Source organism: Streptomyces sp. NBC_00986, assembly GCF_045162565.1.
Taxonomy (GTDB): Bacteria; Actinomycetota; Actinomycetes; order Streptomycetales; family Streptomycetaceae; genus Streptomyces.
The window spans coordinates 4116822-4142720 of sequence record NZ_CP108733.1 but is presented as its reverse complement, the minus strand read 5'-3'; the positions used below and the strand labels follow the sequence as shown (position 1 = coordinate 4142720).

The window sequence follows — 25899 nt, the reverse complement described above, 5'->3', positions numbered from 1 at the left end:
TCGCCCCCTACTGGAGCGTGACGACGACGGGCAGCAGCCCGGCACCGTCCGTCATCGGGGCCAGCGCCTTGCCGACCACGGAGCCGTGCGTCCGGGTCGCGTCGGTGGCCTTCATCGCGTGTCCGGGGGTGGGGGACGAGGTGAGGAGGTCGCCCACCTCGATCGCCCCGAAGGAGGCGTCGACCCGGCAGTACGCCTTGCCCACCATGGCGATGGGCCGGGCCTCGTCGTCCGGGCGCCCGGAGTCGAGGATCAGCCCCGGCCGGTAGCTGCCCGCCCCGGCGACGACACCGACGACCCGCCTGTCGTAGGCGCGGTCGCTCGGAGCGATCCGGCCGTCCTCGTCGAGGCTCATCAGCGTGCCCGGCTCGCAGGTCCCGGCCTCGGCCCGGGTCTCGAAGAGTTCGGCGAGGTCACCGCCGGTGAGTCGGATGTCGCCGGTGACCTCGATGTCGCCGTTGACCACCAGCTTCCCCTGGAAGACGCCAGCGGGGCCGTTGCGGCTCGTGCCGAACACGCCGGCGCCGTTCACGCTCTGCCCGACGACTCCCGAGCCGTCGGCCTTGTTCTCGCCCCAGACGGCGGCGGCGCCCGTCGCGGCCGGGGAACTGGTCTCCCCGTAAACCCCGTGCCAGTGCTGGCTCTTGCCGATCACCCCGGGGCCGCCCGCGACGCCCTCGCCCATCACTCCGGCGCCGCCGGTGGTGCTGTCGGTTCTGCCGTAGACCCCCATCCAGCCGGTGCTCTCCCCGATCACACCGGGGCCGCCGCTGGTACTGCTGCCGTGGACCCCGGCGCCGCCGGTCGTGCTGGAACTGATGCCGGCGACTCCGTGCCAGGTGCCGCCGTCGCCGCGGACACCCACGGAACCGCCCTGTCCGAAGACAGCGATGCTGTCCCCCTCGGACACCCCGTGAAAAGCGGGTTCGCCATTGGTCCTGTTCTCGACGGTCGCCATCGACCCTCCACCCGTTGCGCGTCTCGTTGCCCGAGCCGTGCCCGGCGCCGAGGCGTCCGACACGGCGGCTCACTCGCGAGAGTGAGGAGGAAACGTTCGACCGTCAACACGGTGCCGCGGAATTCACCCCCGCCCTCAGTCCACCACCCACAGCAGCAGCACGGCCCTGGCCGGCACCGTGATCGCCGCCCCCGCACGGTGCACCACCCCCGGCGCCTCCCCCTGCTCCTCCCGTGACGTGTCGACGACCACCTCGTACCGCTCCGCCCACGGCGGCCCCGGCAGTACGAAGCTCACCGGCCGGTGCCCCGCGTGCAGGACGGCGAGGAAGCTGTCGTCGACGATCGGGGCGCCGCGTTCGTCGCGGCCGGGGATGTCCCGGCCCGAGAGGTACATGCCGAGGGTGGCGGCGGGCGCGTACCAGTCCCGTTCCGTCATCTCCGTGCCGCGCGCGGTGAACCAGGCCAAGTCCCTTATGCCGTCCGCCGAACGGGCCCGCCCGGAGAAGAACGCCCGGCGGCGCAGCACCGGATGGCGGTGGCGCAGGTCGATCAGCCGGGCGGTGAGATCGGTCAACGCCCGCCAGCCGGGGTCCTCTTGCAGACCCCAGTCCACCCAACTGATCTCGTTGTCCTGGCAGTAGGCGTTGTTGCTGCCCCGCTGCGTCCGCCCCAGCTCGTCACCCGCGACCAGCATCGGCACCCCCGTGGAGAGCAGCAGCGTGGTGAGGAGGTTCCTCAACTGCCGTCGCCGCAGCGCCTTTACGCGCTCGTCGTCCGTCTCGCCCTCGACCCCGCAGTTCCAGGACCGGTTGTCGTCGGTCCCGTCCCGGTTGCCCTCGCCGTTGGCCTCGTTGTGTTTGCGCTCGTACGACACCAGGTCCCGCAGGGTGTAACCGTCGTGCGCCGTGATGAAGTTGACCGAGGCGTACGGGCGCCGGCCTCCCCACGCGTACAGGTCGCTCGACCCCGACAGGCGGTACCCGAGATCCCGTACGTCCGGCAGCGCGCCGCGCCAGAAGTCCCGGACGGCGTTGCGATAGCGGTCGTTCCACTCCGTCCACAGCGGCGGGAACGCGCCCACCTGGTAGCCGCCCGAGCCGACGTCCCACGGCTCGGCGATGAGCTTCACCCGTCGTAGGACCGGGTCTTGAGCGATGACCGCGAGGAACGGGGAGAGCATGTCGACGTCGTGCATCGAGCGGGCCAGCGCCGCCGCGAGGTCGAAGCGGAAGCCGTCGACGCCCATCTCGGTGACCCAGTAGCGCAGGGAGTCGGTGATGAGCCGGAGCACGTGCGGCTGGACGACGTGCAGGGTGTTGCCGCAGCCGGTGTAGTCCGTGTAGCGGCGGGCGTCGCTCTGCAGGCGGTAGTAGCCGCGGTTGTCGATGCCCTTCAACGACAGCATCGGGCCCAACTCACCCGCTTCCGCGGTGTGGTTGTAGACCACGTCGAGGATGACCTCGATCCCGGCCTCGTGCAGCGCCCGCACCATCCGCTTGAACTCGCCGACCTGCTGGCCCGCGGTGCCGGTCGCCGCGTAGCCCGCGTGCGGGGCGAAGTAGCCGATCGAGTTGTAACCCCAGTAGTTCTTCAGGCCCCTGCGCAGCAGATGGTCCTCGTGCGCGAACTGGTGCACAGGGAGCAGCTCCACGGCCGTCACGCCCAGCTTCACCAGGTGCTCGATCGCCGCCGGGTGCGCCAACCCGGCGTAGGTGCCCCGGAGTTCCTCGGGTATGCCGGGGTGCAGCTTGGTGAAGCCGCCGACGTGGAGTTCGTAGATGACCGAGTCCGCCCACGGTGTCTTCGGGCGGCGGTCGTCCATCCACTCGTCGTCGGTGGTGTCGTCGTGGACGACGACGCCCTTCGGGACGTGGGGCGCGGAGTCGCGGTCGTCGCGCACGGTGTCCGCGACCTGCTGCTGGGGCCAGTCACGGACGTGCGCGTACACCTCGGGCGGCAGCCCGAACTCGCCGTCCACCGCGCGGGCGTAGGGGTCGAGGAGCAGCTTCGCCGGGTTCCAGCGGGCGCCGGTCCACGGGTCCCAGCGGCCGTGCACCCGGAAGCCGTAGCGCTGCCCGGGCAGTACACCCGGCAGGAAGCCGTGCCAGATCTCGTGCGTCAACTCGGTCAGCGGGGCCCGGGTCTCCACCCCGTCCTCGTCGAAGAGACACAGCTCGACCGCCTCCGCACCCCCCGCCCACAGCGCGAAGTTGGTGCCCGCCACCCCGTCCGGTCCGACCCGGTACCGGGCCCCCAACGGCATCGGCGTCCCCGGCCACACGGGCATCGGCGGCCCCGTGTGCGGGGCGCCGTTCAGGACGGGTGCGGCGCGTGGCGCTGGTATGGCCTCCACTGCGTGCTCCATCGGCACGCCGTCGTCGACGCCCTCCTCCTGTACGGCCTCCTGCTCGGCTGCGCTCGACACCGTCCGGCCTCCTGCGGCTCATGGAACGACGAGGTGAAGGGCGCACGGCGTCCCGGCCGCGTGAGCCTGTCATGTCGTTCTCCCCACTGTTCTGCCCAGAGCTTGGGTCGCACTCACGTTTCCCTGAGGCGTGCCCGCTCGTTGGGCACCCCGTGAGGCATGCACAAGGGCGCGCGCGGCGCGCGGGGGTCGCACTGGCCGCCGTACTGACATGGGCAGGACTGCTGGCCGGAGCCACCGGCTGTACTTCGGACGGCTCGGGCGGGGGCGGTATCGGCGAGATCTTCGGCAAGGCGCCGTCGCCCGAGGATGTGATCCGGATCTCGCCCGAAGACGCCAGCAAAGGCGTCAAACCCGGCCGGCGGCTCGTGGTCCGGGTGCCCAGCGGGCGGCTGGAGTCCGTGCAGGTCGTGAAGTCGCAGGACGCCCAGGACAGTCCGGTCCCCGGCCGCATCTCCGACGACGGACTGCGCTGGGAACCCGAGGACGGAAAGCTCGCGCTGGCCGCCGAGTACACCGTCGACGCGGTCGCCCTCGACGGCCAGGGCCGCCGCTCCGCCCGGCACACCACGTTCACGACCTACGTCCCCGACGAACGGTTCATCGCCTACGTCACCCCGGAGAACCGTGCCACCGTCGGCACCGGGATGATCGTCTCCCTCGGCTTCAACCGGGACATCGAGAACCGGGCCGCCGTCGAGCGCGCGATCCACGTCACCGCGAAACCGGCCGTCGAGATCCGCCCGCACTGGTTCGGCAGGACCCGCCTCGACCTCCGCCCCGAGGCCTACTGGAAACCCGGCACCCAGGTCACCGTCTCGCTGCGCCTGCGGGACGTGGAAGGCGCGAAGGGCGTCTACGGCCTCCAGTACAAGACGTTCTCCTTCACCGTCGGCCGCAGCCAGGTCTCCCTCGTCGACGCCGCCGAACACACGATGGAGGTGCGGCGCGACGGCGACCTGCTGGCCACCGTGCCCATCACCGCCGGCGCCCCCGGGAAGACCACGTACAACGGGAAAATGGTGGTCATGGAGATGCTGGAGGTGACCCGCATGAACAGCCGCACGGTCGGCTTCGGCGGCGAGTACGACATCCCCGATGTCCCGCACGCCATGAAGCTCACCGACTCCGGCACCTTCCTGCACGGCAACTACTGGGCACCGTCCGCTCCTGGGCACGTCAACGTCAGCCACGGGTGCGTGGGGCTGAGGGACGTCAAGGGCGGCAGCTCGGACACCCCGGCCGGGTGGTTCTTCGACCGCAGCATCATCGGGGACGTCGTCGAGGTCGTGCACAGCAACGACAAACAGGTCGCTCCGGACAACGGGCTCGGCGGGTGGAACCTGGATTGGAAGGAGTGGAAGGCGGGCAGTGCGCTGAGGTGACCCGAGAAGCGCCGGGTCCCTGTGTCAGGCGGCAGTTGAAGTTGCGACCGAACGGTGACATTCGCCTGACATGAAGCTCAAAACCTGGCGGTTAATATGCGCGGACGTGCACGTCAGATGCGCGAAGGGGTGCGGGCCGGACCGGGCCCGGCGAGGGGAGAAAGTCTTGAACGTGCGACCGATATCGGGGGCGTCGGTTGACGCGCGCGGCCGGAGAAACAAGGGGCTGCTGGCGCTGATCCTCGGCGTGCTGCTGCTCGCCGTCACCGCGTGCGGAGGCGGCGGTGGCTCCAACTCCGGGTCCGGCTCGGGCGACAGCAAGGCCAAGGGGTCGGACACGGCCGAGACCAAGCAGTCGCAGGCCGTCGTCACCATCGCCCCGAAGAACGGCTCGAAGTCCGTCGACACCAGCGGCGCCCTCAAGATCAGCGCCGCGAAGGGCAAGTTGACCGAGGTCGAGGTCAAGGACGCCGACGGCACCAAGGTCTCCGGCGCGATCACCGGCGGCGGCGCCAGCTGGACGCCGGCCACGCATCTCGCCGCGTCCACCAAGTACACCGTGCACGCGATCGCCAAGGACTCCGACGGCCGGGTCGCCGCCGAGGACTCCAGCTTCACCACGCTGACCCCGAAGAACACGTTCATCGGCGACTTCACCCCGGAGGACGGCTCCACGGTCGGCGTCGGGATGCCGTTCTCGGTCAACTTCACCCGGGGCATCACACACCCCGAGGACGTGAAGAAGGCCATCACCATCACGACCGTGCCGCCCGTCGACGTCGAGGGCCACTGGTTCGGCAACGACCGCCTCGACTTCCGTCCCGAGAACTACTGGAAGTCCGGCACCAAGGTCACCGTCAAGCTCAACCTCGACGGCGTCGAAGGCCGCCCGGGCGTCTACGGCAAGCAGGCCAAGACGGTCTCCTTCACCATCGGCCGCAACCAGGTCTCCGTGGTCGACGCCAAGAAGCACACCATGAAGGTCACCCAGGACGGGAAGACGATCAGGACCATCCCGGTCACCACCGGCAAGCCCGGCTACGACACGTGGAACGGCCAGATGGTCATGAGCGAGAAGCTCGAAGTGACCCGGATGAACGGTGAAACGGTCGGCTACGGCGGCGAGTACGACATCAAGGACGTCCCGCACGCCATCCGCCTGACCAGCTCCGGCACTTTCATCCACGGCAACTACTGGGGCGGCGGCGCCTTCGGCAACTACAACGCCAGCCACGGCTGCGTCGGCCTCCAGGACGTCAAGGGCGGCTACAGCAGCAGTGTTCCGGCCGCCTGGTTCTTCAACCACTCGATGATCGGTGACGTGGTCGTCGTCAAGCACTCCAACGACGAGATGGTCGCGCCGGACAACGGGCTCAACGGCTGGAACATGTCGTGGGCGAAGTGGAAGGCGTAAGCGGTTAGTTGACGTACGGGCCCGGTGCTGTGACACACAGCACCGGGCCCGTTGTCGTTAGCGGCGGTTAACCTGCCCCCATGACCGTGAATCTCGAAGTCGCCGAGGGCGTAGGCACGATCCGCCTCGACCGCCCGCCGATGAACGCGCTGGACGTCGCCATCCAGGACCGCCTCAGGGAACTCGCCGAGGAGGCCTCGCGTCGCGACGATGTGCGGGCCGTGGTGGTCTACGGCGGGGAGAAGGTGTTCGCGGCGGGTGCGGACATCAAGGAGATGCAGCGGATGGACCATGCGGCGATGGTCGTACGGTCGCGGGCGTTGCAGGAGTCGTTCACGGCGGTGGCCCGTATTCCGAAGCCGGTGGTCGCGGCGATCACCGGCTATGCGCTGGGCGGGGGTTGTGAGTTGGCGTTGTGCGCGGACTTCCGTATTGCCGCTGACAACGCGAAGTTGGGGCAGCCGGAGATTCTGCTGGGGCTGATTCCGGGGGCGGGTGGCACGCAGCGGCTGGCTCGGCTGATCGGTCCCTCGAAGGCGAAGGACCTGATCTTCACCGGCCGTATGGTCAAGGCCGATGAGGCTTTGGCGCTGGGTCTGGTGGACCGACTCGCCCCGGCCGCCGAGGTGTTCACCGAGGCGCACGCGTGGGCGGCGAAGTTGGCGCAGGGTCCGGCGATCGCGTTGCGTGCGGCGAAGGAAGCGATCGACACCGGGTTGGAGACGGACATCGAGACGGGGCTGGCGGTCGAACGCACGTGGTTCGCGGGCCTGTTCGCCACGGAAGACCGTGAGCGGGGGATGCGGAGCTTCGTCGAAGAGGGCCCCGGCAAGGCGAAGTTCCAGTGAACCGGATCATCAAAGGTCCAGTGAACCGGACCGTCAAATACCGCTCAACCACTTGCAATTGACGTGATGTCTCATACAGGTCCCTCGGCGGGGCGGTTTATGGGAACCTTAACGTGACCTTAAGCCTGCCTTGTCGAGGGAGCCTGTCGATTGCCTCCAACAGAGCCTTCACCGCAGGTCGGAGGGGCTGTCGCAAGCCCTGAAATGACGCTGGCACATGCCAATCGGATGTCGCGGAACGGGGGCTTGCGGGGGGCGTATTCCTCCGGAACAGCCCCGGAGCCCGTTCGGGGCGGCCATGATGGACGCATGGCGGGGCTGGAAGGTATCGGACAGCCGCGGGGACAAGGCCGTGCGACCGCGGCGCGCTGGTCGCCTGCGGTCGAGGACGAGCGGGCGCTCAAGGCTATCGAGTTGTTCGGCAATCCCACGGAGGCGGAAGTTCCGCTGCCGTCCCGTCCCGAGTCCGCGGCGACGGCCCGCCGGCTCACCCAGATCGTCGTTCTGCGGCACTGGGGGCTCAGCCCGAAGCTGACGGAGGACGCGGTCTTACTTGTCTCGGAGCTTGTCGGGAACGCCGTACGGCACACCGGGGCGCGGGTGTTCGGGCTGCGGATGAAGCGGCGGCGGGGGTGGATCCGGGTCGAGGTTCGTGATCCCTCGCGTGGGTTGCCTTGTCTGATGCCGGTTCAGGAGATGGATCTGAGTGGGCGAGGGCTGTTCCTCGTCGACAAGCTTTCCGATCGGTGGGGCGTGGATTTGCTGCCGCGTGGCAAGACCACCTGGTTCGAGATGCGTGTCTCTGATCGTTGAGCGGGACTGTTGTGGATGCCGGGGCAGGTTGTTGGTTGTCTGCGGGTCCGCTGTGGCTGGTCGCGCAGTTCCCCGCGCCCCTTAGGGGGTGCCCTGGGCCGGAGTTGGCAGCTGTAACCCCTGCCGTAGGCCCTCGTTCTTGGTGCGACCCGTGCTTGTCCCCCATTCGGGTTAATGCCCCGGTTTCTTACTCGGCGCCCCTTAAATGGGGCGGGTGACCACGACCGACCGCCGTACGGCGTTGCGTGCGGGTGCCGGGCTTGTCGCCGGGGGCGCTCTCGCCGCCGGATGTGCCACGACCGGCTCCGCCGCACCTCCCGCCGCCCCCGCCAGCGGACCGGCCCCCGCCGCCAAGGCGACGCCGCTCACCGCACCCGCCCCCCGCGCCTTCCCCCACCAGCCCGCGCAGATCACCCATGGACCCCGCGACCGCCCCAATATCGCGCTCACCTTCCACGGCCAGGGCGACCCCGAGATCGCCACCGCTCTCCTCGCCGAGGCCGAGAAACACGGCGCCCACGTCACCGTCCTCGCCGTCGGGACCTGGCTCGACACCCACCCCGAGATGGCCCGCCGCATCCTCGACGGCGGCCACGACCTGGGCAACCACACCCAGCGGCACATCGCCGTCAACACCCTGTCCGAGGCCGACGCGCTGGCCGAGATCACCGGCTGCGCCGACCGCCTCAAGCGGCTCACCGGCTCCATCGGCACCTGGTTCAGGCCCTCGCGCGCCCCGGCCGCGTCCCCGCTCGTCCAGCGCCTGGCGCACCGCGCGGGTTACCCGCACGTGTTGTCGTACGACGTCGACTCCCTCGACTTCACCGCGCCCGGCGCCCCCGCCGTCACCCGCAAGGTGCTCGCCGAGGTCCGGGGCGGGTCGGTCGTCAGCATGCACTTCGGGTACGCCGACACGGTCGCCGCGCTCCCCGCCGTACTGGAAGAACTCCACCGCCGCGGACTGCGCGCGGTGACGACCACGGAGCTGCTGAGCTGATGCGACACATCCCCCTCACCCGCGCCCTCGTCGCCGGGATCGCCCTCGCCGCCCTCGCCGGCTGCGGCTCGCAGGACCACGCCGACGAGGCCCTCGGCACCAAGGCCGCGCTCCAGCCGCAGCAGCAGAAGAAGGCGCAGGTCGCGCGGGCGCTGCCCGGAATGCCGCCGGTGCTCGACCCGGCGGACGTGTACGCGGCCGACCGCCCCAACCAACTCTCCCCGGTCGTACGGGACTTCCCGTCCCGGGTCTACGTCCCCAACACCAACTCCAACACGGTCTCGGTGATCGACCCGAGGACGTACAAGGTCATCGAGACCATCCCGGTCGGCGTCCAGCCCCAACACGTCGTCCCCTCCTGGGACTTGAAGACGCTGTGGGTCAACAACGACCGGGGCAACACCCTCACCCCGATCGACCCCCGAACGGGCAAGGCCGGCAAGCCCGTTGACGTGCACGACCCGTACAACCTGTACTTCACGCCCAACGGCAAGTACGCGATCGTGATGGCCTCGCTGGACCGGCAGCTGGTGTTCCGCGACGCGCACACGATGAAGACGGTGAAGGCCGTCCACGTCGGCTGCTACGGCGTCAACCACGCCGACTTCTCCCCGGACGGGCGGTACTTCATCGTCTCCTGCGAGTTCAGCGGTGAGCTGCTCAAGGTCGACACCGAGAAGATGAAGGTCATCGGGCAGCAGAAGTTGCCGTTCCACGGTTCGATGCCGCAGGACGTCAAGATCTCGCCCGACGGCAAGAAGTTCTACATCGCCGACATGATGGCCAACGGCATGTGGGTCCTCGACGGCGACACCTTCGCCAAGCCGGACTTCCTGCCCACCGGCAAGGGCTGCCACGGCCTGTACATCAGCCGGGACTCGCGCGAGATGTACATTTCCAACCGTGGCGAAGGCACCATCTCCATCTTCGACTTCACCAAGAACAAGCTGACGAAGAAGTGGCACCTCCCGGGCGGCGGCAGCCCCGACATGGGCGGCGTCTCGGCCGACGGCAAGGTCCTGTGGCTCTCCGGCCGCTACAACTCCGAGGTCTACGCCATCGACACCCGCACCGGCACGCAGCTCGCCCGCATCAAGGTCGGCGGCGGACCGCACGGCCTCGCCGTGTACCCCCAGCCGGGCCGCTACTCGCTGGGCCACACGGGCATCTTCCGCTGAGGCCGGCCGAAGACCGATTGAAATGCGGTCAGTTGGACACGCCCCCATACGGGTGATGATCCGCGACTCGTCGCCGCAGAACCGGGATCGTGCCCCGCATGATCACGATTCACCTGCGGCGACGAGCCGTTGCCGCCGCCCTGTCCCTCGCGGCCGTCTTCGCCACCACCGCCGCCACCGTCCCCGCCCACACCCCGGCCCGCGCCGCCGCGCCCGCCTGTCCCGTCGTCGCCGACCCCGCGATGGCCGCCGTCGACCAGCGCGTGGACATCAGCCGCATCACCCCGGACCCGGTCTGGCGCACCAGCTGCGGCACTCTCTACCGCAGCGACAGCCGCGGCCCCGCGATCGTCTTCGACCAGGGCTTCGCCCCCAAGGACGTCGTCAACGGCCAGTACGACGTCGAGAAGTACGTCCTGGTCAACCAGCCCTCGCCGTACGTCTCGACGACGTACGACCACGACCTGTACAAGACCTGGTACAAGTCGGGCTACAACTACTACATCGACGCCCCGGGCGGTGTGGACGTCAACAAGACCATCGGCGACACCCACAAGTGGGCCGACCAGGTCGAGGTCGCCTTCCCCGGCGGGATCCAGCGGCAGTACATCATCGGCGTCTGCCCGGTCGACAAGAAGACCAAGGTCGAGATCATGAGCGACTGCGAGAGCAACCCGAACTACCGCCCGTGGCACTGACGTCCAGCGGGCTCTACCGCGCGCTGAGCAGCACCGCCTCCGAGCCCACCGGGCGGTAGCCCGCCGCCAGGAACGCCCGCATGCTGCGGGCGTTCCCAGGGGCGACCTGCGCCCACAGGGGTTCGGTGGTGAGGTGGCGGGCGGCGGCCACGAGGGCGCGGCCCAGGCCCCGGTGCCGTACGCCCTCGTCGATCTCGACGGATACCTCAAGGCGGCCGGCGACCCCGCGGCCCAGCACCACCACGCCGCCCTCCGTCGTCCACGCGCGCACGTCGTCGCGGCGGCCGCGGGCGTACACGATGCGCGGGTGGTCGCCGTCGGTGATCTCCGTGAGGGGGAGCGGGGGTTCGCCCGCCAGCGGGGTGCCCACGAGCATCGCGTCGATCGTCTCCGCCCTGCGGCCCGTCCGGTCGAGCAGGGCCATCAGGAAATACGGGTTCATCGGCGCCGCGAGGGCGTCGCACGGGACGGCTGCGAGGGTGTCGTGGACCCACTGCGGGTCCTCGTCGATGAAGACGACCGCGTGCGCGGTGAAGGCGAGGACTCCCGCGTCCCGGTCGGACATCTGGGGTACGACGGTCACGCGACCGTCCGGCGGCAGGACGACACCCTGCGCCACCGCATCGAGAATGTCCCGAAGAGTCTCCATCACCAAGCTCCTTGCGCCGCTTGAGTCTCCACCCACTGGAAGGCCCACACTCACAGACATGATCGACGACGGCACCGGACTCCTCACCATCGGGGAACTGGCCAGATCCACCGGACTGACCGTGCGCACCATCCGCTACTGGTCCGACGAGGGCGTCCTCACCCCCGTGACCCGCTCCGCAGGTGGCTACCGGCTCTACGACGCCGAGTCCGCCGCCCGCCTCGAACTGATCCGCACCCTGCGCGAGTTGGGCCTCGGCCTGGACGACGTGCGCAAGGTGCTGGCCGGTGAGACGACCGTCGCGGAGGTGGCGGCCGCGCATGTGGTGGCGTTGGACGCGCAGATCCGTTCGCTGCGGGTGACCCGGGCGGTGCTGTCGACCGTCGCGAGACGCGGTTCGACCGCGGAGGAGATGACGCTCATGAACAAGCTGGCACGGCTGTCGGCGGCCGAACGCAGGCGGATCATGGAGGAGTTCGTGGAGGAACTGTTCCACGACCTCGATGCTGTTGATCCGTGCATCAAGGAGCGGATGCGCTCCATCGCGGTGGACCTGCCGGACGACCCGACCCCCGAACAGGTCGACGCCTGGGTGGAGTTGGCGGAGATGGTGCAGGACCCGGAGTTCCGGGCGCAGATGCGCAAGGCCGTCGAGTTCAACGCCTCGGACCAGGAGCGTGCCGCCGTACGCGGCCGGTCCACCTGGTTTCCCATGCGGCTGGTGCAGCTGGGCGCGGAGGCCAGGGAGCGGGGGATCGACCCCGGATCGCCCGAGGCCGACGCGATCCTGCGGCAGGTGCTGGGCGACGGCGGCGACCCGGCCGTCGTACTCGAACGGATGGAGTCGGCGTCCAACGAACGGCTCGCGCGGTACCGGGAGTTGCTGGCCACGGTGAAGGGCGGCGGGCCCGCGGCGGCGCACCGGCCGGAGTTCGCGTGGGTGGTCGCCGCGCTGCGGGCGCGCGCGGCCGGTTAGTCTGGCCTCCGTCAACAGGCAGTAAAGCGTTACGAAGGGGCGGATCCGGTGGCGGACATCGAGGAAGCACGCAAGCATTTCCAGCGGATCGACACGGACGGTGACGGTGTCATCACCGCGGCCGAGTTCAAGACCGCCCTGGCCCAGGGAGGCGACTGGAACGTCACCGAGACGGTCGCCGAGGCCATCATCAAGAGCCGGGACCTCAACGGGGACAAGGTCCTGTCGTTCGACGAGTTCTGGGCCCACCTGAACAAGTGACCCGAGAGTGATCGTTGTCTGAGCGGAGGGGGCACCCGTCCTACGGTGGACGGGCGCCCCTTCCGTCATGTCCGGCGGTGAGTCATGGCCGACGGCTGCTGCTCCTGACCCGTACGCTCCAGCGGCCCTCGTGCCGCTCCGGGACCGGATGCTCCCGGCGCGGCCGCACTGCCCCTGGGAGAGCGTGGGCCAGCGGGCGTTGCGCAGTTCCGCCAGCCCCATCGTGTCGATGAGCCGCTCGGCGGTGGGACGCCAACGGGGGAGTGGGGCGACGGAGTTGGTCAGCCCGGTCAGGACCACCTCCCGGACCCGGAGGTGAGCGGGTGTCCGGGGTTCACGTGGCCGACGTAGGACCTCAACTCCCGTACGTCGACGCGGCCCAGCCGCCGCCCCAGTACCTCCACCGTGCCGCCGGTCGGGTGGACCTGAGCGCCGAGCAGGCTCAACAGGGTTGATTTTCCGGCTCCGTTGGCGCCGGGGAGGGCCCAGTGCTCGCCGGTGCGGACGGTGAGGGAGACCTCGGCGAGGATGGGGCGGCCGTCGCGTACGACGCGTACGTCCTCGGCGCGCAGTACGTCCGTCATCGCGGCACCCGGTTCACCGCGGACAGGACGGCCTGTGCCGAGGCTGCCGGGCCCTCCGCCGCACCCCACACCGTGACACCGTCCACCCGGCACTCGGCGTAGGCGGCCGTCCCGTCATCGGTCAGCTCCAGGACGTCCACTGTGCGGCCGGTCGTGGTGAGCCTCTTGATCAGACTGTCGGTGTCCAGGTCCGCCAACTCGGCCTGTTCGGGCGGGCCTTCGACCACGTAGGTCTCCCGGAACAGCTCGTACAACTCCTTCGGTGTTGCCTCCCGGCCGCTCGTGTCCGTCGCCTCCTGGACGACCCGGGAGAAGTCGGGGCGCATGCGCGGCGGCAGGTCGAGGCCGTGGTGGGTGCGCAGCAGGTACGCCATTCCGCCCTTGCCCGACTGGGAGTTGACGCGGATCACCGCCTCGTAGGAACGGCCCACGTCGGCCGGGTCGATCGGCAGGTAGGGGACGGACCAGGGGGCGCGGCTCTCGGGAACCCCCAACTCCGCCGCGCTGCGGGCGTGTTGTTCGAACCCCTTGCTGATCGCGTCCTGGTGGGTGCCCGAGAACGCCGTGTAGACGAGGTCGCCGGCGTACGGGTGACGGGGGTGCACCGGGAGCCGGTTGCAGTGCTCGACGGTCTCGCGGACGGTGTCGATGTCGCCGAAGTCGACCATGGGGTCCACGCCTTGGGCGTACAGGTTCAGGGCGAGGGTCACCAGGTCGACGTTGCCGGTGCGTTCGCCGTTGCCGAACAGGCAGCCCTCGACGCGCTGGGCACCTGCCAGGACGGCGAGTTCGGCGCAGGCGACACCCGTGCCGCGGTCGTTGTGCGGGTGGACGGAAAGGATCACCGAGTCGCGCCGGGAGAGGTTGCGGTGCATGTACTCGATCTGGTCGGCGTAGATGTTCGGCGTCGCGATCTCGACCGTGGCCGGGAGGTTGTGCGTGACCGGTCGGTCGGGGCTCGCGTCCCACAACTCCGTGAGCCCGTCGCACAGTTCGAGGACGAAGTCCGGCTCGGTGAGGTTGAAGGTCTCCGGCGAGAACTGGAAGCGGATGCCGGGCGCGTCCCCGGCCCGGCGCGCCATGTGCTCGGCCGCCGCGCGCACGGTCGCCCATACCTGGCTCCGGTCCCGGCCCAGCACGACCTCACGCCACACCGGCGAGGTCGCGATGTACAGGTGGACCACCGCGCGGGGCAGTCCCTCGATCGCGTCGAAGGTGCGGTCGATCAACTCCGGCCTGGCCGGGGTGAACACGACCGGCGTGACATCGTCCGGCACGGCGCCGGAGGTCACCAGGTGCCGTACGAAGTCGAAGTCGGTGCGGCTCGCGGAGGGGTAGCCGACCTCGATCTCCTTGAAACCGGTCGCCACCAGCAGGTCGAACAGCCGGCGCTTGCGCGGGGTGTCCATCGGCTCGGCGAGCGCCTGGTTGCCGTCGCGCAGGTCGACGGGGACCCAGAGGGGAGCACGGTCGATGTGAGCGGCGGGCCAACTGCGTCCCCCGGCAGGGACGTTGACGCGTTCGTGGAAGGGGCGGTAGCGGTCGTACGGCATCGGGCTCGGGCGCTGGGGGTTCCAGCGGAAGGGGGATGCGATGGTCATCGTCTGCTGACTGCTCTCGGCTCGGTCGGACGGTGACCGGCAGCACGGCGACCCGCGGCGGGGTGCCAGTCGCGTCAGGCCCCGCCGCGGCAGCCGAGAAGAAGGAGACCGCTGAGCGTCATGCCAGTAGGCTAGCCACACCTCAGGTCCTCAGACAAGTGAGAATTTCCTGAGACCGATGAGTTCCGATGAGCCTGATGACTTGTGAGTTGGTGAGTTGCCCGTGCCGCTGGGTCCCGTCCGTCCCAGTCCCCTCGTCGAGCAGGCCGCCGCCCGGCTGCGCGCACAGATCGCCGCCGGTGAGTGGCCGATCGGCACCAAGCTGCCCGGCGAGACCACGCTGGCAACGGAGTTGGGCGTGGGCCGTTCCACGGTCCGTGAGGCGTTGCGGGCGCTCGCCGGGGCGGGTCTGGTCCGGCCCCGACAGGGTGCCGGAGTCTTCGTCGTCGCCACCGAGCCCGCCGAGGACTGGCCGACCCGGCTGCGGCGGGCCGCGGTGACCGACGTCTACGAGGTGCGGATGGGCGTCGAGGTCCAGGCGGCACGGCTGGCGGCGAGCCGCCGTACGCCCGAGGACGTGAGCGCGATGGAGCGCGCGCTGGAGGCCCGCCGGGCCGCCTCCGGGGCGGACGACATCGCGTTCGTCGACGCCGACATCGCGTTCCACGCGGCCGTGGTCGCCGCCGCCCACAACCCCGTACTCGCCGATATCTTCGGCCAGTTCACGCCGGTGCTGCGGGAGGGGCTGGTGGAGCTGCTGGCGCTGACCGAGCTGCGCGCGCACGATCCGAACACCGGGGACGAGGCGCATGAGGCGCTGGTGCGGGCGGTCGTGGAGGGGGACGCGGGGACGGCGGCGGAGGTGCTGCGGGCGGAGCTGGAGGATCCGTTCGGGGAGTAGGTTCCGCGGGCGCGGCGTCACTCGTGCGGCGGCGGGTCCGGAATAGGTGACGGAGACCCGGGGTTGTGGCCCCCAGAAGCATGCGCGTGCATGGATCGTGCACGGAGTTCGGATCGGCGAAGGGTCTGTCATGAAGATCGGCATCATCGGCGCGGGCAACATCGGCGGCAACCTCACCCGGCGGCTCACCGCGCTCGGTCACGACGTCTCCGTAGCCAACTCACGCGGCCCGCAGACGCTCACCGCGCTGGCCGAGGAGACGGGCGCGACCCCCGTACCGGCCGAGGAGGCGGCGAACGGGGCCGAAGTCGTCGTGGTCACCGTCCCGTTGAAGGCGGTCGCGGACCTGCCCAAGGGCTTCCTCGACGGCGCGGCGGAGAACGTCGCGGTCATCGACACCAACAACTACTACCCCGGGCGGGACGGCCGGATCGCCGCGATCCTGGACGACGGCCTCACCGAGAGCCGCTGGGTCGCGCGGCAGATCGGCCACACCGTGATCAAGGCCTTCAACGGCACCTACGCCCAGGACATCCTGGACCGCCCCCGCCCGGCCGGCGCCCCCGACCGCCTCGCCCTCCCGGTCGCCGGCGACGACGAGGCGGCGAAGCGCGTGGTCCGGGCCCTGATCGACGACCTCGGCTTCGACACGGTCGACGCGGGCACCCTCGACGAGTCCTGGCGCCAGCAGCCGGGGACGCCGGTGTACGGGCTGCGCGAGGGCGTGGACGGGATCGTGAAGGGGCTGGCGGAGGCTTCGCGGGAGCGGACGGGGGACTTCAAGGGCTGAGGGGCCCGCCCGCGCGACGACTCACACGACCCTCAGGCGTCCTTCGCCCACGTCTGCAGCGCCGCCTTGGTCGTGAAGTCGGCGACATCCTTGTCGTGGGGGTCCGAGGTGTACTGGTGGAACTTCCAGTCCGCCTTGATGCGGGGCTTGCCGGCCGTGACGTAGTCGGCGATCCAGAGGCCGTCGCCCGCGTAGGACGTCTTGTCGATGGTGAGCCAGAAGTTGCGGTTCGTGTAGAGGATGACCCGGTTGTTCGGGCGGAGAGACTTCAGCTTGCGGATGAAGCTGTCCTTCTCCGCGTTCGAGGCGTGGGTGCCGTCGCCCGTGGTCTCCCAGTCGACCGCCAGCAAGTCCCCTGCCTTTTCGGGGGCCTTGCTGACGAAGTACTCCGCCTGGGCGGTGATGTTGCCCGGCCACAGGAAGTGGTAGAAGCCGACGACCAGTCCCGCGTCACGGCCCGTCTTCGTCTGGGCCGTGAGTCTGGGGTTGACGTACGAATGGCCCTCCGTCGCCTTGATGAAGACGAAGGAGGAGCCGTCCGTGTCGTACGCGGTGGACTGGAACGCGCTTACGTCGATGCCATGCAACATGGGGGACTTGTGCCCCGTCCCCGCTATCCGGAACCTCAGCTTCTGGTGGCCACCGACGACAGCACCGACGCCGATTTCGCCGACCAGTCAGAAGTGATCACGCTTGCGTGGTCCGCTGCCAATAGTGCCAATTTGGCGGCGACTTCGTCGTCCGTGGGGGCCGTCGAGGAGATCGCCGGGGCCACCGCGTACGCGTCCGTCATGATCAGGATGTAGTGGTTCGTGGAGTAGAACGACGTGTCGTAGCCGTTGTTGACGTACGTCGCCGCGTCACCGTCGAAGAAGACGAACCACGGGCGGATGGACGTGTCCGAGGTCCAACGGGTCGCCCTGGGATCGCCGTTGGCCGCGCCCAGCACCGCCGGGAAGGCCTGCGCCTGCGCGATCGTGCCGGCCGCGTACAGGTCGCGCAGATGGTCGCCGTACTCCTGGTCCGTCCAGTAGTGGTCGAACGGGTTGGCCTGCTCGACCGTGCCGGGGATCAGTTCGAAGATGAACTTGCCCTTGAGGTCGTCGCGTGAGGGCCACGCGTTCGCCTGGGCCGCCGCGTCGAGCGTGGAGTAGGAGGAGCCGAGCAGGTCGGACGGCTTGTAGACGCTGCTGCCGAGCTTCTGCGAGACCAGGGTGTCGAACGCGGTCGGGCCGAGACCGATGGTCTGGTTGAAGCCGACCTTCATCTCCACCTTGATGATGATGGGGGCGTGGTCCGGGTGCAGGGTGTTCCAGGCGGCCATGTTGTCCAGGCAGCTGCCGAGGTCCTGGTTGCGGTCCTTGCTGTACAGGTCGGCGGGGGTGCTCGCGTTCTCGCAGTTGTTGTCGTTGGAGAACAGGTCGCTGTGGCTGACCCGCCACCGCTTGCTCAAACTGTCGACGTAGACGTCGAGTTCGAGCAGCGAGGCCCCGGAGTTCAACGCCTGCGCCCAGTACGTGTACTTGTCCTTCTCGTACGCGTTGTGCGTGCCGATCGTCGTCGTCCCGGAGAACTTCGCCGCCGCCGCATGGGCGTTGCCCGCGGCCCCCGTCAGCAGCAGGGCGGCGGTGCCCAGCAGTGCCGCCAGCCGTCTTATCGCCTTCATGAGTCTCAAGTCCCCTTCGCCGTGGCCTAGTTGGAGCCTTGGTGGCGGCAGCAGCGTAGGGCGAAGCGGTTACTGCTCGGTAGAGGCTGGGGGAACATCAGCTTCCGCCGACTTGGTAAAGGTTGTACCTGCTCACGGATATTGTGTTCTCCTCACCGAGAATCATATTCTCGGATGATGACTGGTCCTGGTGTGGGGTTCGCTCTTCGATTCGACTTCCGTAACCCGGAGTCGGCCGGTACGGCCATGGCGGACCGTTACGCGGCCGCCCTTGACATGGCCGAGTGGGCCGACGGGCTCGGCTGCGCGCGGATCACCGTCTCCGAGCACCACGGTTCACCGGACGGCTATCTGCCCAGCCCGGTCCAGATGCTCGCGGCGATGGCCGCCCGCACGAAGCAGGTCCGGTTCCTCGTCGCCGCGTTGATCGCGCCCTTCCACGATCCGCTGCGCCTCGCCGAGGAGTTGGCGGTCCTCGACAACATCAGCCGGGGGCGCGTCGACCTGATCGTCGCGGGCGGGTATGTGCGCGAGGAGTTCGCCATGTTCGACGTGCCGATGAAGGAGCGGGCCAAGCGGGTCACCGAGGTGGTGACCACTCTCAAGTCGGCTTTCACGGGGGAGCGGTTCAGCTACCGGGGCCGTACGGTGCGCGTCACGCCGGCGCCGTTCCGGCCGGGCGGGCCCGCCGTCCTGCTCGGCGGCAGCAGCGAACCGGCGGCGCGCCGGGCCGCCCGGATCGCCGACGGGTTCGTCCCCTCCGTGCCCGAGGTGTGGGAGTACTACCGCGACGAGGTCGGGAAGTTGGGGCGCCCCGACCCCGGGCCCAGCCCGATCGGGCCGAACCGGGTGGTGGCCCTCGCCGAGGATCCCGACGAGGGGTGGGAGCGGATGGCGCCGTTCTTCCTGCACGAGACCAACGCCTACGGCGAGTGGCAGGCCCAGGACGATGTGGCCGCGCCCTTCCGTACGGCCGACGGGCCGGCGGAGTTGCGGCGCGGCAGCCAGTACCGGGTCCTGACGCCCGAGCGGTTCGTGACCGAACTCAAGGCCGCGGCAAGGCCGTTCACCCAGTTCCATCCGCTCTGCGGGGGCATGCCGATGGATCTGGCGTGGTCGAGCCTGCGGCTGTTCGAGCGGGAGGTGCTGCCCGCCTTCGGCTGACGGGTTGCGCGGCGCCTCTGGGAACTTCCTGGGAACCCGGCCGGCCGCGCGCCGCCCCGCGTCTGTGACCTGCACCCGTACCGCACCGACTCTCAGAAACCTCCCAGAACCTCTCCGGAACCCGGCAATCGCGTGCGCCACCTTGTGCGGACAACGTCCCCGAAACGCCCCGGAGGGTTCCCGCGATGACTGCCCCTGCCTCTACGACCGCAAGGTCCCGTCCTGTATCTGTACCCCTGCCCGACAGTCCGGGAGCCAGCGCCCTCGAAGGTGCGGCGGCCGCGCTGTGCGGGCTCGTCGCGATGGCCGCCGTGGCGTGGCTCGCGTTGTGGTTGCTGGGGGCGGATTCCGTCGGGTCGCTGGGCACGATGGCAATGGCCTTGGCCGCCATGGCAGTTGGTGGGTCGGTGAGTGCCGGGTCCGTCAACTCCGGTGGGAGCGCGGGTGGTTCGGGGTCGGCGGGGTCGATGCTGTCCGGGCTCCTCGGTGGTGGCGGGGGCGGGATGAGCCCGTCGATGAGCGGCGCCGTCGACGTCGCGCCGCTCGGGGTGACGCTCGTCGGGTCCGTGGTGCTGTGGCTGGTGTTCTCGCGGAGGTTGCGGCAACGGCCGGTCACCGCACGCGAGTTGGGTGCCCGGGCCGCCGGTGCCGGGGCGGCTGCGCTGACCGCGTTCGTGCTCGTCGCCACCCTCGCGCACGGGACGTTCAGCCTGCCCGCGTCGGCGATGAGCCGCGGGCTCGGCGGCGGGGCGCAGGGCGCCGGGGCGAGCGGCGCCGGCAGTGGCGCGATGGGCGCGCTCGGCGGGATGTTCGGCGGGAGCGGCAGCAGTGGCGGCAGCGCTTCGGCGCAGGACACGACCATGTCGTACGAGGTCCACGTCGGCGCGACCGCGTTCGGCGCGCTGGTGTGGGTGGCCGTGGTGCTCGCGCTCGGGTGCCTGGTCAGTCGGCGGGTGCGGGTGCCGTTGGGCGGGGCGGTGGACCGGGTGCGGCCCGGGTGGGCGCCGGGTCTCTCCGCCGTCGTACGCACACTCCTGGTCCTGGTCGTCGTACCGATGGCGTTGGTGACGTTCGTCGGGGTCGTGGCCGGTGGGCGGGTCGGGACCGTGGCCGGTTGGGTGCTGCTGCTCGCGCCGAACGCGCTGGCCGTGCTGCTGACGCTGGGCGTGGGCGCGCCCTGGACCGCCGCGACGCACCCCGTGCAGAGCCAGGGCGGCAACCCGCTCGCCTCGCTCATGGGTGCCCTGGGCGGCGGACAGCAGACCAGTACCGCGCAGCCGGACCGTACCGAGCACCTCAGGAGTCTGGCGGCCGGTGGCCGGCCGCTGTGGCTCGGGGCGCTCGTGGTGACCGCCGTCATCCTGTTGGTCTGTGCGCGTGCGGCCGCACGGAACACGGCTCCGGCGGACGCGCGCCCGCTGCATCGCTACGACGGTCCGCTGGCCCGGCATCTCGGGACGGCCGAGCGGTTCGGGGTGGTCACGGCGGTCGTGCTGGGTTCGGCGGCGTGGCCGGCCGGGGCGTCCGGGCACATCGGGGTCAGCATGTTCGGGAGTGAAATGGGCGGCACGCGGGCCGAGTTGAGCGGCAGCGTGCTGTGGACGGTGGTGTTCGGGCTGCTGGCCGGAGGGGTGGCCGGTTTCCTCGGGAGCCTGCTGCGCACAGCGGACCTTTACGGAGGAATGACATCCTCCCGCCGTATCCTCGCGCGCAAGTCCCCGTCGGCCGCGTCCTCGCACGCCCCGGCGCCGGGAACCGATCCCGGCACCCTGGAGGCACCCCTTGGCAACCGTTGAGCGGGCCGGACCACACCTGTCCCGGCCCACCACCACGGACGTGAACCTGCTGGTCGTGGACGACGAGCCGACCGTACGGGAGCTGCTGTGCGCGGCGCTGCGGCACGCGGGTTTCACGGTCGCCGCGGCCGCCACCGGGCAGGAGGCGCTGGACGGGGCGCGTGACGTGTCACCGGATCTGGTGCTGCTGGACGTGATGCTGCCCGACATGGACGGCTTCGAGGTGATCCGGCGGCTGCGGGAGCAGCGGGGTGCGGACTCGCGCGCGGGGCACATTCCGGTCGTGTTCCTCACCGCCCGCGACGCCACGCAGGACAAGATCGAGGGGCTGGTCCTGGGCGGCGACGACTACGTCACCAAGCCCTTCGACCTCCAGGAGCTGATCGCCCGGATCGGCGCGGTGCTGCGCCGTACGAGCGGCGACCCCTCGGCGCTGCTGCGGGTCGCCGATCTCGAACTCGACCCGGAGGGCGTCCAGACGACCCGCGCGGGCGAGCCGATACGGCTCTCGCCGACCGAGTTCCGGTTGCTGCACTACCTGATGACCAACGCCGGGCGCACGGTCGGCAAGGCGCAGATCCTCGGGCGGGTGTGGGAGTACGACTTCGGCGGCGACACCGGGATCGTCGACACGTACATCAGCTATCTGCGCCGGAAGCTGGACAACGGCGGACCGAAGCTGATCCACACGGTGCACGGGGTCGGGTACGTCCTGCGCGGGCCGAGGGTATGAGCACCCGCAACTGGCTCCGGCCGCGGGTGATTTGGACGCGGGCCTCGCTGCGGAGCCGGGTGCTGCTGATCGCCGTGGTGCTGCTGACGGCCGGGTTCACCGCGTTCAGCCTCGTCACCGGGAACGCCCTGCGCGCCTACATGGCGGACCGCGTCGACGCCCAACTCCGGGCCTCCGCCCAGGTGTTCGCCGCACTCCCGCCGACCGTGGCGAGGACCGGGGCCGACGGGAAGATGCCGCCGGGACTCACCGACTTCAGTACGGAGGTGCTGGGCAACCCGGTCATCACGTACGTGGACAAGGACGGCGTCGTCGAGAGCAGTATCGACTCGCTCGCCGGGCCGAAACGCACCGACGACGCGTCGGGGCCCGACCTGCCCACCCTGGACGTGTCCGCGGTCGCCGGCCGCGCGGGCAGGGCGTTCACCGTGGCCGGTACCTCGGGGGACACCCGGTGGCGGTCGATCGCCGTGCCCCGGGTACCCCGTGTCACCTTGCCGGGCGGTGGTGCCGTGGGCGACGACGCGGGCGGCAGCGTGATCGTGTCGGCGTCGATGAGCCAGGTGGACGGCACGGTGGACCGGATGTGGCACATCTACGAGACCACCGGGCTCGGGCTGCTCGTGGTGCTGGGTCTTGCCGGGTGGTTCGCGGTGCGGTCCGGGCTGCGCCCGCTGACCCGGATCGAGCAGACGGCGGCCGAGATCGCGGCCGGTGACCTGTCCCGCCGCGTGCCCGAACTGGCGGGCCCGCACACGGAGATGGGCCGGCTCGCCACCGCCCTGAACGGCATGCTCGCCCGGGTGGAGACCGCGTTCGCCGCCCGCGCGGAGTCCGAGGCACGGATGACCCGCTTCGTCGCCGACGCCAGCCACGAACTGCGCACCCCGCTGGCCGGGATCAAGGGCCTCACGGATCTGCACCGCATGGGCGCGGTCTCCGACCGGGAGGACATCGACGCCACGATGGCCCGTATCGCGCGGGAGTCGGACCGGCTCGCCCGGCTGGTGGAGGACATGCTCCTGCTGGCCCGCTTCGACGAGCACAGCCTGGGAACCACCGGCGATTCCGGTCCGGCCCTCGAACTGGCCCCCATGGACCTGCGCACCCTCGCCGCCGACGCCCTGCACGACGTACGGGCCCTGGACGCGACCCGCCCGGTCGACCTCACCGGCCCGGGCGGCACCGGCACCCCCGCCTCGGCTCCCGCCCTGGCCGACGAGGCCCGCCTGCGCCAGGTCGTGACCAACCTCGTCGGCAACGCGGTCGCCCACACCCCGCCCGGCACCGCGATCCGCATCGGGGTGGGCACGGTCGGCGAGGACGCGGTGCTGGAGGTGGCGGACGAGGGGCCGGGGCTCACCCCGGCCCAGACCGCCCACATCTTCGAGCGCTTCTACCGCGCCGACACGTCCCGTACGCGCGCCACCGGCGGTGCCGGGCTGGGGCTGGCCATCGTCGACTCCCTGGTCAGCGCGCACGCGGGGCGGGTCGAGATCGACTCGACGCCCGGGCCGGGGGCCACCTTCAGGGTCCGGCTCCCGCTTCATTCCGAACTACGGGCGCCGGCTGGTCTGTTGAGGTGACTCCGGGGTGCTGCGTGCCGCGTGCCGCGTGCTCGGTGAGGACCTCGGTGAGCTGGCGGGTGGTCTGTCGGGCGACGCGGGGTTCGGTGGCCGCGTAACTCGTGTAGGCGTTCAGCGCGGTGGTCAGGCCCCAGCCCATGCCGCGCGTCCAGGTGGCGTCGTCCAGGGCGAGCGCGGTGCGGAAGAGCGGGCGGGTCGTGGCCGACAGCAAGGTGTACGCGACGACCAGATCGCAGGCGGGGTCGCCCATGCTCAGGCCGCCGAAGTCGATGACGGCGGAGATACGGCCGTCGACGGTGAGCAGGTTGCCCGTGTGGAAGTCCCCGTGACACCAGACGGGTTCGCGGTCCCAGGCGGGGGCGTCGAGCGCGTTGTCCCAGACCTCGGTCAGGGCGGCGGTGTCGAAGACTCCGTCCACGGCCTTGATCGCCGCCCGGGTCGACTGGTCGCGGGTGGCCAGCGAGGGGCGGATCAGCTCGGGGTGGGGGCCGGGGATCAGGGTGTCGGCGGCGGGGATGCGCTGCAACGCGCTTAGGAATTCGGCGAGTTGACCGGCGGCCAGGGCGGGGTCGGTGAGGCCGTCCACGCTCGCCGTCGTCCCGTCGAGCCAGCGGGTGACGGACCAGTGCCACGCGTAGCCGCAGCCGGGTGTGCCGAGGGCGAGCGGTTCCGGTACGGCCAGGGGCAGTTGGGGTGCGAGGTGGGGGAGCCAGGTGTGTTCCTTGGCGGCCTCGCCGTCCGCCCAGTCGCTCCGGGGCAGTCGTACGGACATGGTGTCGCCGAGGCGGTGGATGACGTGGTCCGAACCGGCGGGTTCGAGGTGTTTCAGGGGCAGTTGGGCCCACTGCGGGAACTGCGCGGCGAGCAGTGCGCGGACGAGTGCGGGATCGCTGGCGGGGGCGATGGTCATCTCTCCCTTTCGTGTCCTCCTGGGCGAGGACGACGCCGACCGGCCCACCGGGCGGGTAATGGGGCCACGCTACCGGGCGAACCGATCAACCACGCGTGGAATAGCCGGCGTTCGAGTCGCCCTCGGCCAGCGGGACACGCAGGTGGGCGGGGTTGCCGCAGCCTGGCCGATGCCCTCGGCGCGTTCAGGACGGCGATCTGCTCCGACGGGGCGCTCCGCTACGACATGGGCACCCGAACTGTCGTAGGAGAACGCCCCGTCGACCCGCGCACGCTCGCCGGGACGGTTCGTCGGCTCCGGGCGGCGATCCCGGGCGTCGGTCTCGCCATGGAGTACGCCACCGGCGTCCCAGTGAGGCCGGCCTGTGGGACCGTCCGAACTGGTCGGCAGGCACACGCACTTGAACGTCCACCACTCCAACGGCGAGCGACTCGTCGAGACCGTCGCCGCGGGCGTGGGCAAAGCCATGCCCTACGGCAGTTCGCGGGCGACCGTGGCATCACCGCCGCGGAGACGACGGACTTCGACGGCATGCCCAGCGACCTCTCGAGTGTTCTGGACGAGGTCGCCCACGTCACGCTGTCCCTTGGCGCGGACGGGGTGGCGCGGGTGATCGGGCGTCGTTTTCCGGGTGGGCGGCGGGTGAGGTCGGGGTAGGGGGAGTCTCGGTCAACGGGGCGTCTGCGCCGAGGAGTTGGGGGAGTGGAGTCGGGGCCGGTGTCGGCAGGATGTGGTCCTCCCACCAGGACAGGCCCAGGACGGTGGCGAGCAGGACGAAGGGGGTCGAGGCCGGAACGATCAGCGCGTACATGTGTCCGCCTGTCGTGAAACGCGAGCGAGGCGGCGGGCGGCGGAAAGGCGCCCGCACGGAGCGCGTCGATGCCGCGAGGCGATCCGGCACCGATGCGCGAGATGCGCCCCCGAGGAGCGCGGGAGAGCGAGCGAGGGTCGACGCTGCCGGGGGCTGGGGCCGTAGGACACACGCTAGCCCTCCCCGCACCTCCCGAACAGGTGTCCGGTGGCCATCCGTTTCCTGCCGTCGTCCCCGATCACTGTGCGCGTCCCGCGCCGAGGACTACGCTGGTCGAACGGGCACTGGCCCCGGTCTCGGCCGCGGCCCCGCCCCGGCACTGTCGCTCTGGACCCCGCTGTTGGACGAGTCGTCCGAAGGAGAAGGCCATGATTCACGCAGCCGATGTCCGGGAGTGGCGGGAGCGTGATGTCGTGGATGCGGAGTCGCACAAGATCGGTGTGCTCGAGGCCGTGTACGTGGACACCGCCACCGATGAGCCGGCCATGGCCACGGTCCGGGTCGGACTGCCCACGCGGCACCGGCTGATCTTCGTGCCGCTGGACGACGCGATCGTCGGCCCGGACTACGTCAAGGTCGGCTACGCCAAGGCGCTGGTGAAGGAGGCCCCTTCGATCGGCACCGACGACGTGCTGCCCGCCGAGCAGGAGGAACCGATCTTCAAGCACTACGGCCTGCCGTACCAGCCGGGTGCCGGCGGCGAGCGCCGACTGGCCCGCCGTTGACGGCACCGGACGCCGAGAGGTTTCAACT

At 70.3% G+C, this 25899-nt stretch carries 24 protein-coding genes and 1 pseudogene; 16 read left to right on the top strand and 9 right to left on the bottom strand.

Features of this window, described 5'->3' with window-relative positions; all coding sequences use genetic code 11:
* Positions 1 to 7: 7 nt before the first annotated feature.
* Positions 8 to 958 (bottom strand): hypothetical protein, encoded by a 951-nt coding sequence (locus OG504_RS17765; protein ID WP_405990702.1) that lies wholly within the window; start codon positions 956 to 958, stop codon positions 8 to 10.
* A gap of 135 nt (positions 959 to 1093) precedes the next feature.
* Entirely contained in the window at positions 1094 to 3385 is a 2292-nt protein-coding gene (glgX, locus tag OG504_RS17760) for a glycogen debranching protein GlgX (protein WP_405990701.1), read from the bottom strand.
* A gap of 152 nt (positions 3386 to 3537) precedes the next feature.
* Here glgX and OG504_RS17755 point away from each other — a divergent pair, with 152 nt between their 5' ends.
* The 7 genes from OG504_RS17755 to OG504_RS17725 all read left to right on the top strand — a co-directional run bounded on the left by OG504_RS17755 (position 3538) and on the right by OG504_RS17725 (position 10718).
* A complete protein-coding gene (locus tag OG504_RS17755; protein ID WP_405990700.1) occupies positions 3538 to 4770 on the top strand; it encodes an Ig-like domain-containing protein in 1233 nt (410 codons plus the stop codon).
* Between the two features lie 166 nt (positions 4771 to 4936).
* A complete protein-coding gene (locus tag OG504_RS17750; RefSeq protein ID WP_405990699.1) occupies positions 4937 to 6184 on the top strand; it encodes an Ig-like domain-containing protein in 1248 nt (415 codons plus the stop codon).
* An 80-nt stretch (positions 6185 to 6264) separates the two neighbouring features.
* Positions 6265 to 7032 carry an enoyl-CoA hydratase/isomerase family protein gene (locus OG504_RS17745; RefSeq protein WP_405990698.1) on the top strand — a complete coding sequence of 256 codons (768 nt, stop codon included), beginning with the start codon at positions 6265 to 6267 and terminating at the stop codon, positions 7030 to 7032.
* Positions 7033 to 7341: 309 nt separating this feature from the next.
* Positions 7342 to 7845: an anti-sigma regulatory factor gene (locus OG504_RS17740; protein ID WP_033282803.1), complete on the top strand. Its 504-nt coding sequence runs from the start codon at positions 7342 to 7344 to the stop codon at positions 7843 to 7845.
* 205 nt (positions 7846 to 8050) lie between these two features.
* Complete coding sequence (locus tag OG504_RS17735; RefSeq protein ID WP_405990697.1) at positions 8051 to 8842, top strand: polysaccharide deacetylase family protein; 792 nt, start codon at positions 8051 to 8053, stop codon at positions 8840 to 8842.
* Positions 8842 to 10020 carry a hypothetical protein gene (locus OG504_RS17730; RefSeq protein WP_405990696.1) on the top strand — a complete coding sequence of 393 codons (1179 nt, stop codon included), beginning with the start codon at positions 8842 to 8844 and terminating at the stop codon, positions 10018 to 10020. Before OG504_RS17735 ends, OG504_RS17730 begins: the two co-directional genes overlap by 1 nt.
* 98 nt (positions 10021 to 10118) lie before the next feature.
* Positions 10119 to 10718 carry an ADP-ribosyltransferase gene (locus OG504_RS17725; RefSeq protein WP_318018927.1) on the top strand — a complete coding sequence of 200 codons (600 nt, stop codon included), beginning with the start codon at positions 10119 to 10121 and terminating at the stop codon, positions 10716 to 10718.
* A gap of 13 nt (positions 10719 to 10731) precedes the next feature.
* On the opposite strand, the gene OG504_RS17720 is transcribed toward OG504_RS17725, so the two are convergent.
* Positions 10732 to 11367: a GNAT family N-acetyltransferase gene (locus tag OG504_RS17720; RefSeq protein WP_405990695.1), complete on the bottom strand. Its 636-nt coding sequence runs from the start codon at positions 11365 to 11367 to the stop codon at positions 10732 to 10734.
* 58 nt (positions 11368 to 11425) lie between these two features.
* Here OG504_RS17720 and OG504_RS17715 point away from each other — a divergent pair, with 58 nt between their 5' ends.
* Together OG504_RS17715 and OG504_RS17710 are read left to right on the top strand one after the other, a co-directional pair.
* Positions 11426 to 12343 (top strand): MerR family transcriptional regulator, encoded by a 918-nt coding sequence (locus tag OG504_RS17715; RefSeq protein ID WP_405990694.1) that lies wholly within the window; start codon positions 11426 to 11428, stop codon positions 12341 to 12343.
* A 48-nt stretch (positions 12344 to 12391) separates the two neighbouring features.
* Positions 12392 to 12604, top strand: coding sequence for an EF-hand domain-containing protein (locus OG504_RS17710; RefSeq protein ID WP_033282798.1), 213 nt, complete (start codon positions 12392 to 12394; stop codon positions 12602 to 12604).
* Between the two features lie 156 nt (positions 12605 to 12760).
* Here OG504_RS17710 and OG504_RS17705 read toward each other — a convergent pair.
* Together OG504_RS17705 and OG504_RS17700 are read right to left on the bottom strand one after the other, a co-directional pair.
* Positions 12761 to 13188 (bottom strand): annotated as a pseudogene (locus OG504_RS17705) (ATP-binding cassette domain-containing protein); the annotation flags it as partial.
* A complete protein-coding gene (locus OG504_RS17700; RefSeq protein WP_405990693.1) occupies positions 13185 to 14789 on the bottom strand; it encodes a 2-isopropylmalate synthase in 1605 nt (534 codons plus the stop codon). The pseudogene OG504_RS17705 and the gene OG504_RS17700, both read right to left, overlap by 4 nt.
* A gap of 223 nt (positions 14790 to 15012) precedes the next feature.
* Here OG504_RS17700 and OG504_RS17695 point away from each other — a divergent pair, with 223 nt between their 5' ends.
* On the top strand, positions 15013 to 15690 hold the full coding sequence (locus OG504_RS17695) for a FadR/GntR family transcriptional regulator (protein ID WP_405990692.1): 678 nt from the start codon (positions 15013 to 15015) through the stop codon (positions 15688 to 15690).
* A 112-nt stretch (positions 15691 to 15802) separates the two neighbouring features.
* Positions 15803 to 16480 (top strand): NADPH-dependent F420 reductase, encoded by a 678-nt coding sequence (locus tag OG504_RS17690; protein ID WP_405996361.1) that lies wholly within the window; start codon positions 15803 to 15805, stop codon positions 16478 to 16480.
* Positions 16481 to 16512: 32 nt separating this feature from the next.
* On the opposite strand, the gene OG504_RS17685 is transcribed toward OG504_RS17690, so the two are convergent.
* A complete protein-coding gene (locus OG504_RS17685) occupies positions 16513 to 17070 on the bottom strand; it encodes a glycoside hydrolase family 25 protein (protein ID WP_405990691.1) in 558 nt (185 codons plus the stop codon).
* Between the two features lie 35 nt (positions 17071 to 17105).
* Positions 17106 to 18146, bottom strand: a complete 1041-nt coding sequence (locus OG504_RS17680) for a phosphatidylinositol-specific phospholipase C domain-containing protein (RefSeq protein WP_405990690.1) — start codon at positions 18144 to 18146, stop codon at positions 17106 to 17108.
* Between the two features lie 177 nt (positions 18147 to 18323).
* On the opposite strand from OG504_RS17680, the gene OG504_RS17675 reads away from it, so the two are divergent.
* The 4 genes from OG504_RS17675 to OG504_RS17660 all read left to right on the top strand — a co-directional run bounded on the left by OG504_RS17675 (position 18324) and on the right by OG504_RS17660 (position 23425).
* Positions 18324 to 19310, top strand: coding sequence for an LLM class flavin-dependent oxidoreductase (locus OG504_RS17675; RefSeq protein ID WP_405990689.1), 987 nt, complete (start codon positions 18324 to 18326; stop codon positions 19308 to 19310).
* Between the two features lie 185 nt (positions 19311 to 19495).
* The gene (locus OG504_RS17670) at positions 19496 to 21106 is read left to right on the top strand and encodes a streptophobe family protein (RefSeq protein WP_405990688.1); all 1611 of its coding nucleotides are present in this window, start codon (positions 19496 to 19498) and stop codon (positions 21104 to 21106) included.
* Positions 21093 to 21839 carry a response regulator transcription factor gene (locus OG504_RS17665; RefSeq protein WP_405990687.1) on the top strand — a complete coding sequence of 249 codons (747 nt, stop codon included), beginning with the start codon at positions 21093 to 21095 and terminating at the stop codon, positions 21837 to 21839. The genes OG504_RS17670 and OG504_RS17665 overlap by 14 nt, the downstream gene beginning before the upstream one ends.
* On the top strand, positions 21836 to 23425 hold the full coding sequence (locus OG504_RS17660; RefSeq protein WP_405990686.1) for an ATP-binding protein: 1590 nt from the start codon (positions 21836 to 21838) through the stop codon (positions 23423 to 23425). Before OG504_RS17665 ends, OG504_RS17660 begins: the two co-directional genes overlap by 4 nt.
* Here OG504_RS17660 and OG504_RS17655 read toward each other — a convergent pair.
* Together OG504_RS17655 and OG504_RS17650 are read right to left on the bottom strand one after the other, a co-directional pair.
* Complete coding sequence (locus tag OG504_RS17655) at positions 23367 to 24335, bottom strand: aminoglycoside phosphotransferase family protein (protein WP_405990685.1); 969 nt, start codon at positions 24333 to 24335, stop codon at positions 23367 to 23369. The genes OG504_RS17660 and OG504_RS17655 overlap by 59 nt on opposite strands.
* A 574-nt stretch (positions 24336 to 24909) precedes the next feature.
* Positions 24910 to 25146 (bottom strand): hypothetical protein, encoded by a 237-nt coding sequence (locus OG504_RS17650; RefSeq protein WP_405990684.1) that lies wholly within the window; start codon positions 25144 to 25146, stop codon positions 24910 to 24912.
* 368 nt (positions 25147 to 25514) lie between these two features.
* Here OG504_RS17650 and OG504_RS17645 point away from each other — a divergent pair, with 368 nt between their 5' ends.
* Complete coding sequence (locus OG504_RS17645; RefSeq protein WP_405990683.1) at positions 25515 to 25871, top strand: PRC-barrel domain-containing protein; 357 nt, start codon at positions 25515 to 25517, stop codon at positions 25869 to 25871.
* The last annotated feature ends 28 nt before the right edge of the window (positions 25872 to 25899 follow it).

Bases quoted from the DNA above. Each gene is read 5' to 3' on its own strand.
- OG504_RS17765 (WP_405990702.1), bottom strand. From the start codon at position 958: ATGGCGACCGTCGAGAACAGGACCAATGGCGAACCCGCTTTTCACGGG.
- OG504_RS17745 (WP_405990698.1), top strand. From the start codon at position 6,265: ATGACCGTGAATCTCGAAGTCGCCGAGGGCGTAGGCACGATCCGCCTC.
- OG504_RS17740 (WP_033282803.1), top strand. From the start codon at position 7,342: ATGGCGGGGCTGGAAGGTATCGGACAGCCGCGGGGACAAGGCCGTGCG.
- OG504_RS17735 (WP_405990697.1), top strand. From the start codon at position 8,051: ATGGGGCGGGTGACCACGACCGACCGCCGTACGGCGTTGCGTGCGGGT.
- OG504_RS17730 (WP_405990696.1), top strand. From the start codon at position 8,842: ATGCGACACATCCCCCTCACCCGCGCCCTCGTCGCCGGGATCGCCCTC.
- OG504_RS17725 (WP_318018927.1), top strand. From the start codon at position 10,119: ATGATCACGATTCACCTGCGGCGACGAGCCGTTGCCGCCGCCCTGTCC.
- OG504_RS17720 (WP_405990695.1), bottom strand. From the start codon at position 11,367: ATGGAGACTCTTCGGGACATTCTCGATGCGGTGGCGCAGGGTGTCGTC.
- OG504_RS17715 (WP_405990694.1), top strand. From the start codon at position 11,426: ATGATCGACGACGGCACCGGACTCCTCACCATCGGGGAACTGGCCAGA.
- OG504_RS17700 (WP_405990693.1), bottom strand. From the start codon at position 14,789: ATGACCATCGCATCCCCCTTCCGCTGGAACCCCCAGCGCCCGAGCCCG.
- OG504_RS17685 (WP_405990691.1), bottom strand. From the start codon at position 17,070: ATGTTGCATGGCATCGACGTAAGCGCGTTCCAGTCCACCGCGTACGAC.
- OG504_RS17680 (WP_405990690.1), bottom strand. From the start codon at position 18,146: ATGAAGGCGATAAGACGGCTGGCGGCACTGCTGGGCACCGCCGCCCTG.
- OG504_RS17675 (WP_405990689.1), top strand. From the start codon at position 18,324: ATGACTGGTCCTGGTGTGGGGTTCGCTCTTCGATTCGACTTCCGTAAC.
- OG504_RS17670 (WP_405990688.1), top strand. From the start codon at position 19,496: ATGACTGCCCCTGCCTCTACGACCGCAAGGTCCCGTCCTGTATCTGTA.
- OG504_RS17660 (WP_405990686.1), top strand. From the start codon at position 21,836: ATGAGCACCCGCAACTGGCTCCGGCCGCGGGTGATTTGGACGCGGGCC.
- OG504_RS17655 (WP_405990685.1), bottom strand. From the start codon at position 24,335: ATGACCATCGCCCCCGCCAGCGATCCCGCACTCGTCCGCGCACTGCTC.
- OG504_RS17650 (WP_405990684.1), bottom strand. From the start codon at position 25,146: ATGTACGCGCTGATCGTTCCGGCCTCGACCCCCTTCGTCCTGCTCGCC.
- OG504_RS17645 (WP_405990683.1), top strand. From the start codon at position 25,515: ATGATTCACGCAGCCGATGTCCGGGAGTGGCGGGAGCGTGATGTCGTG.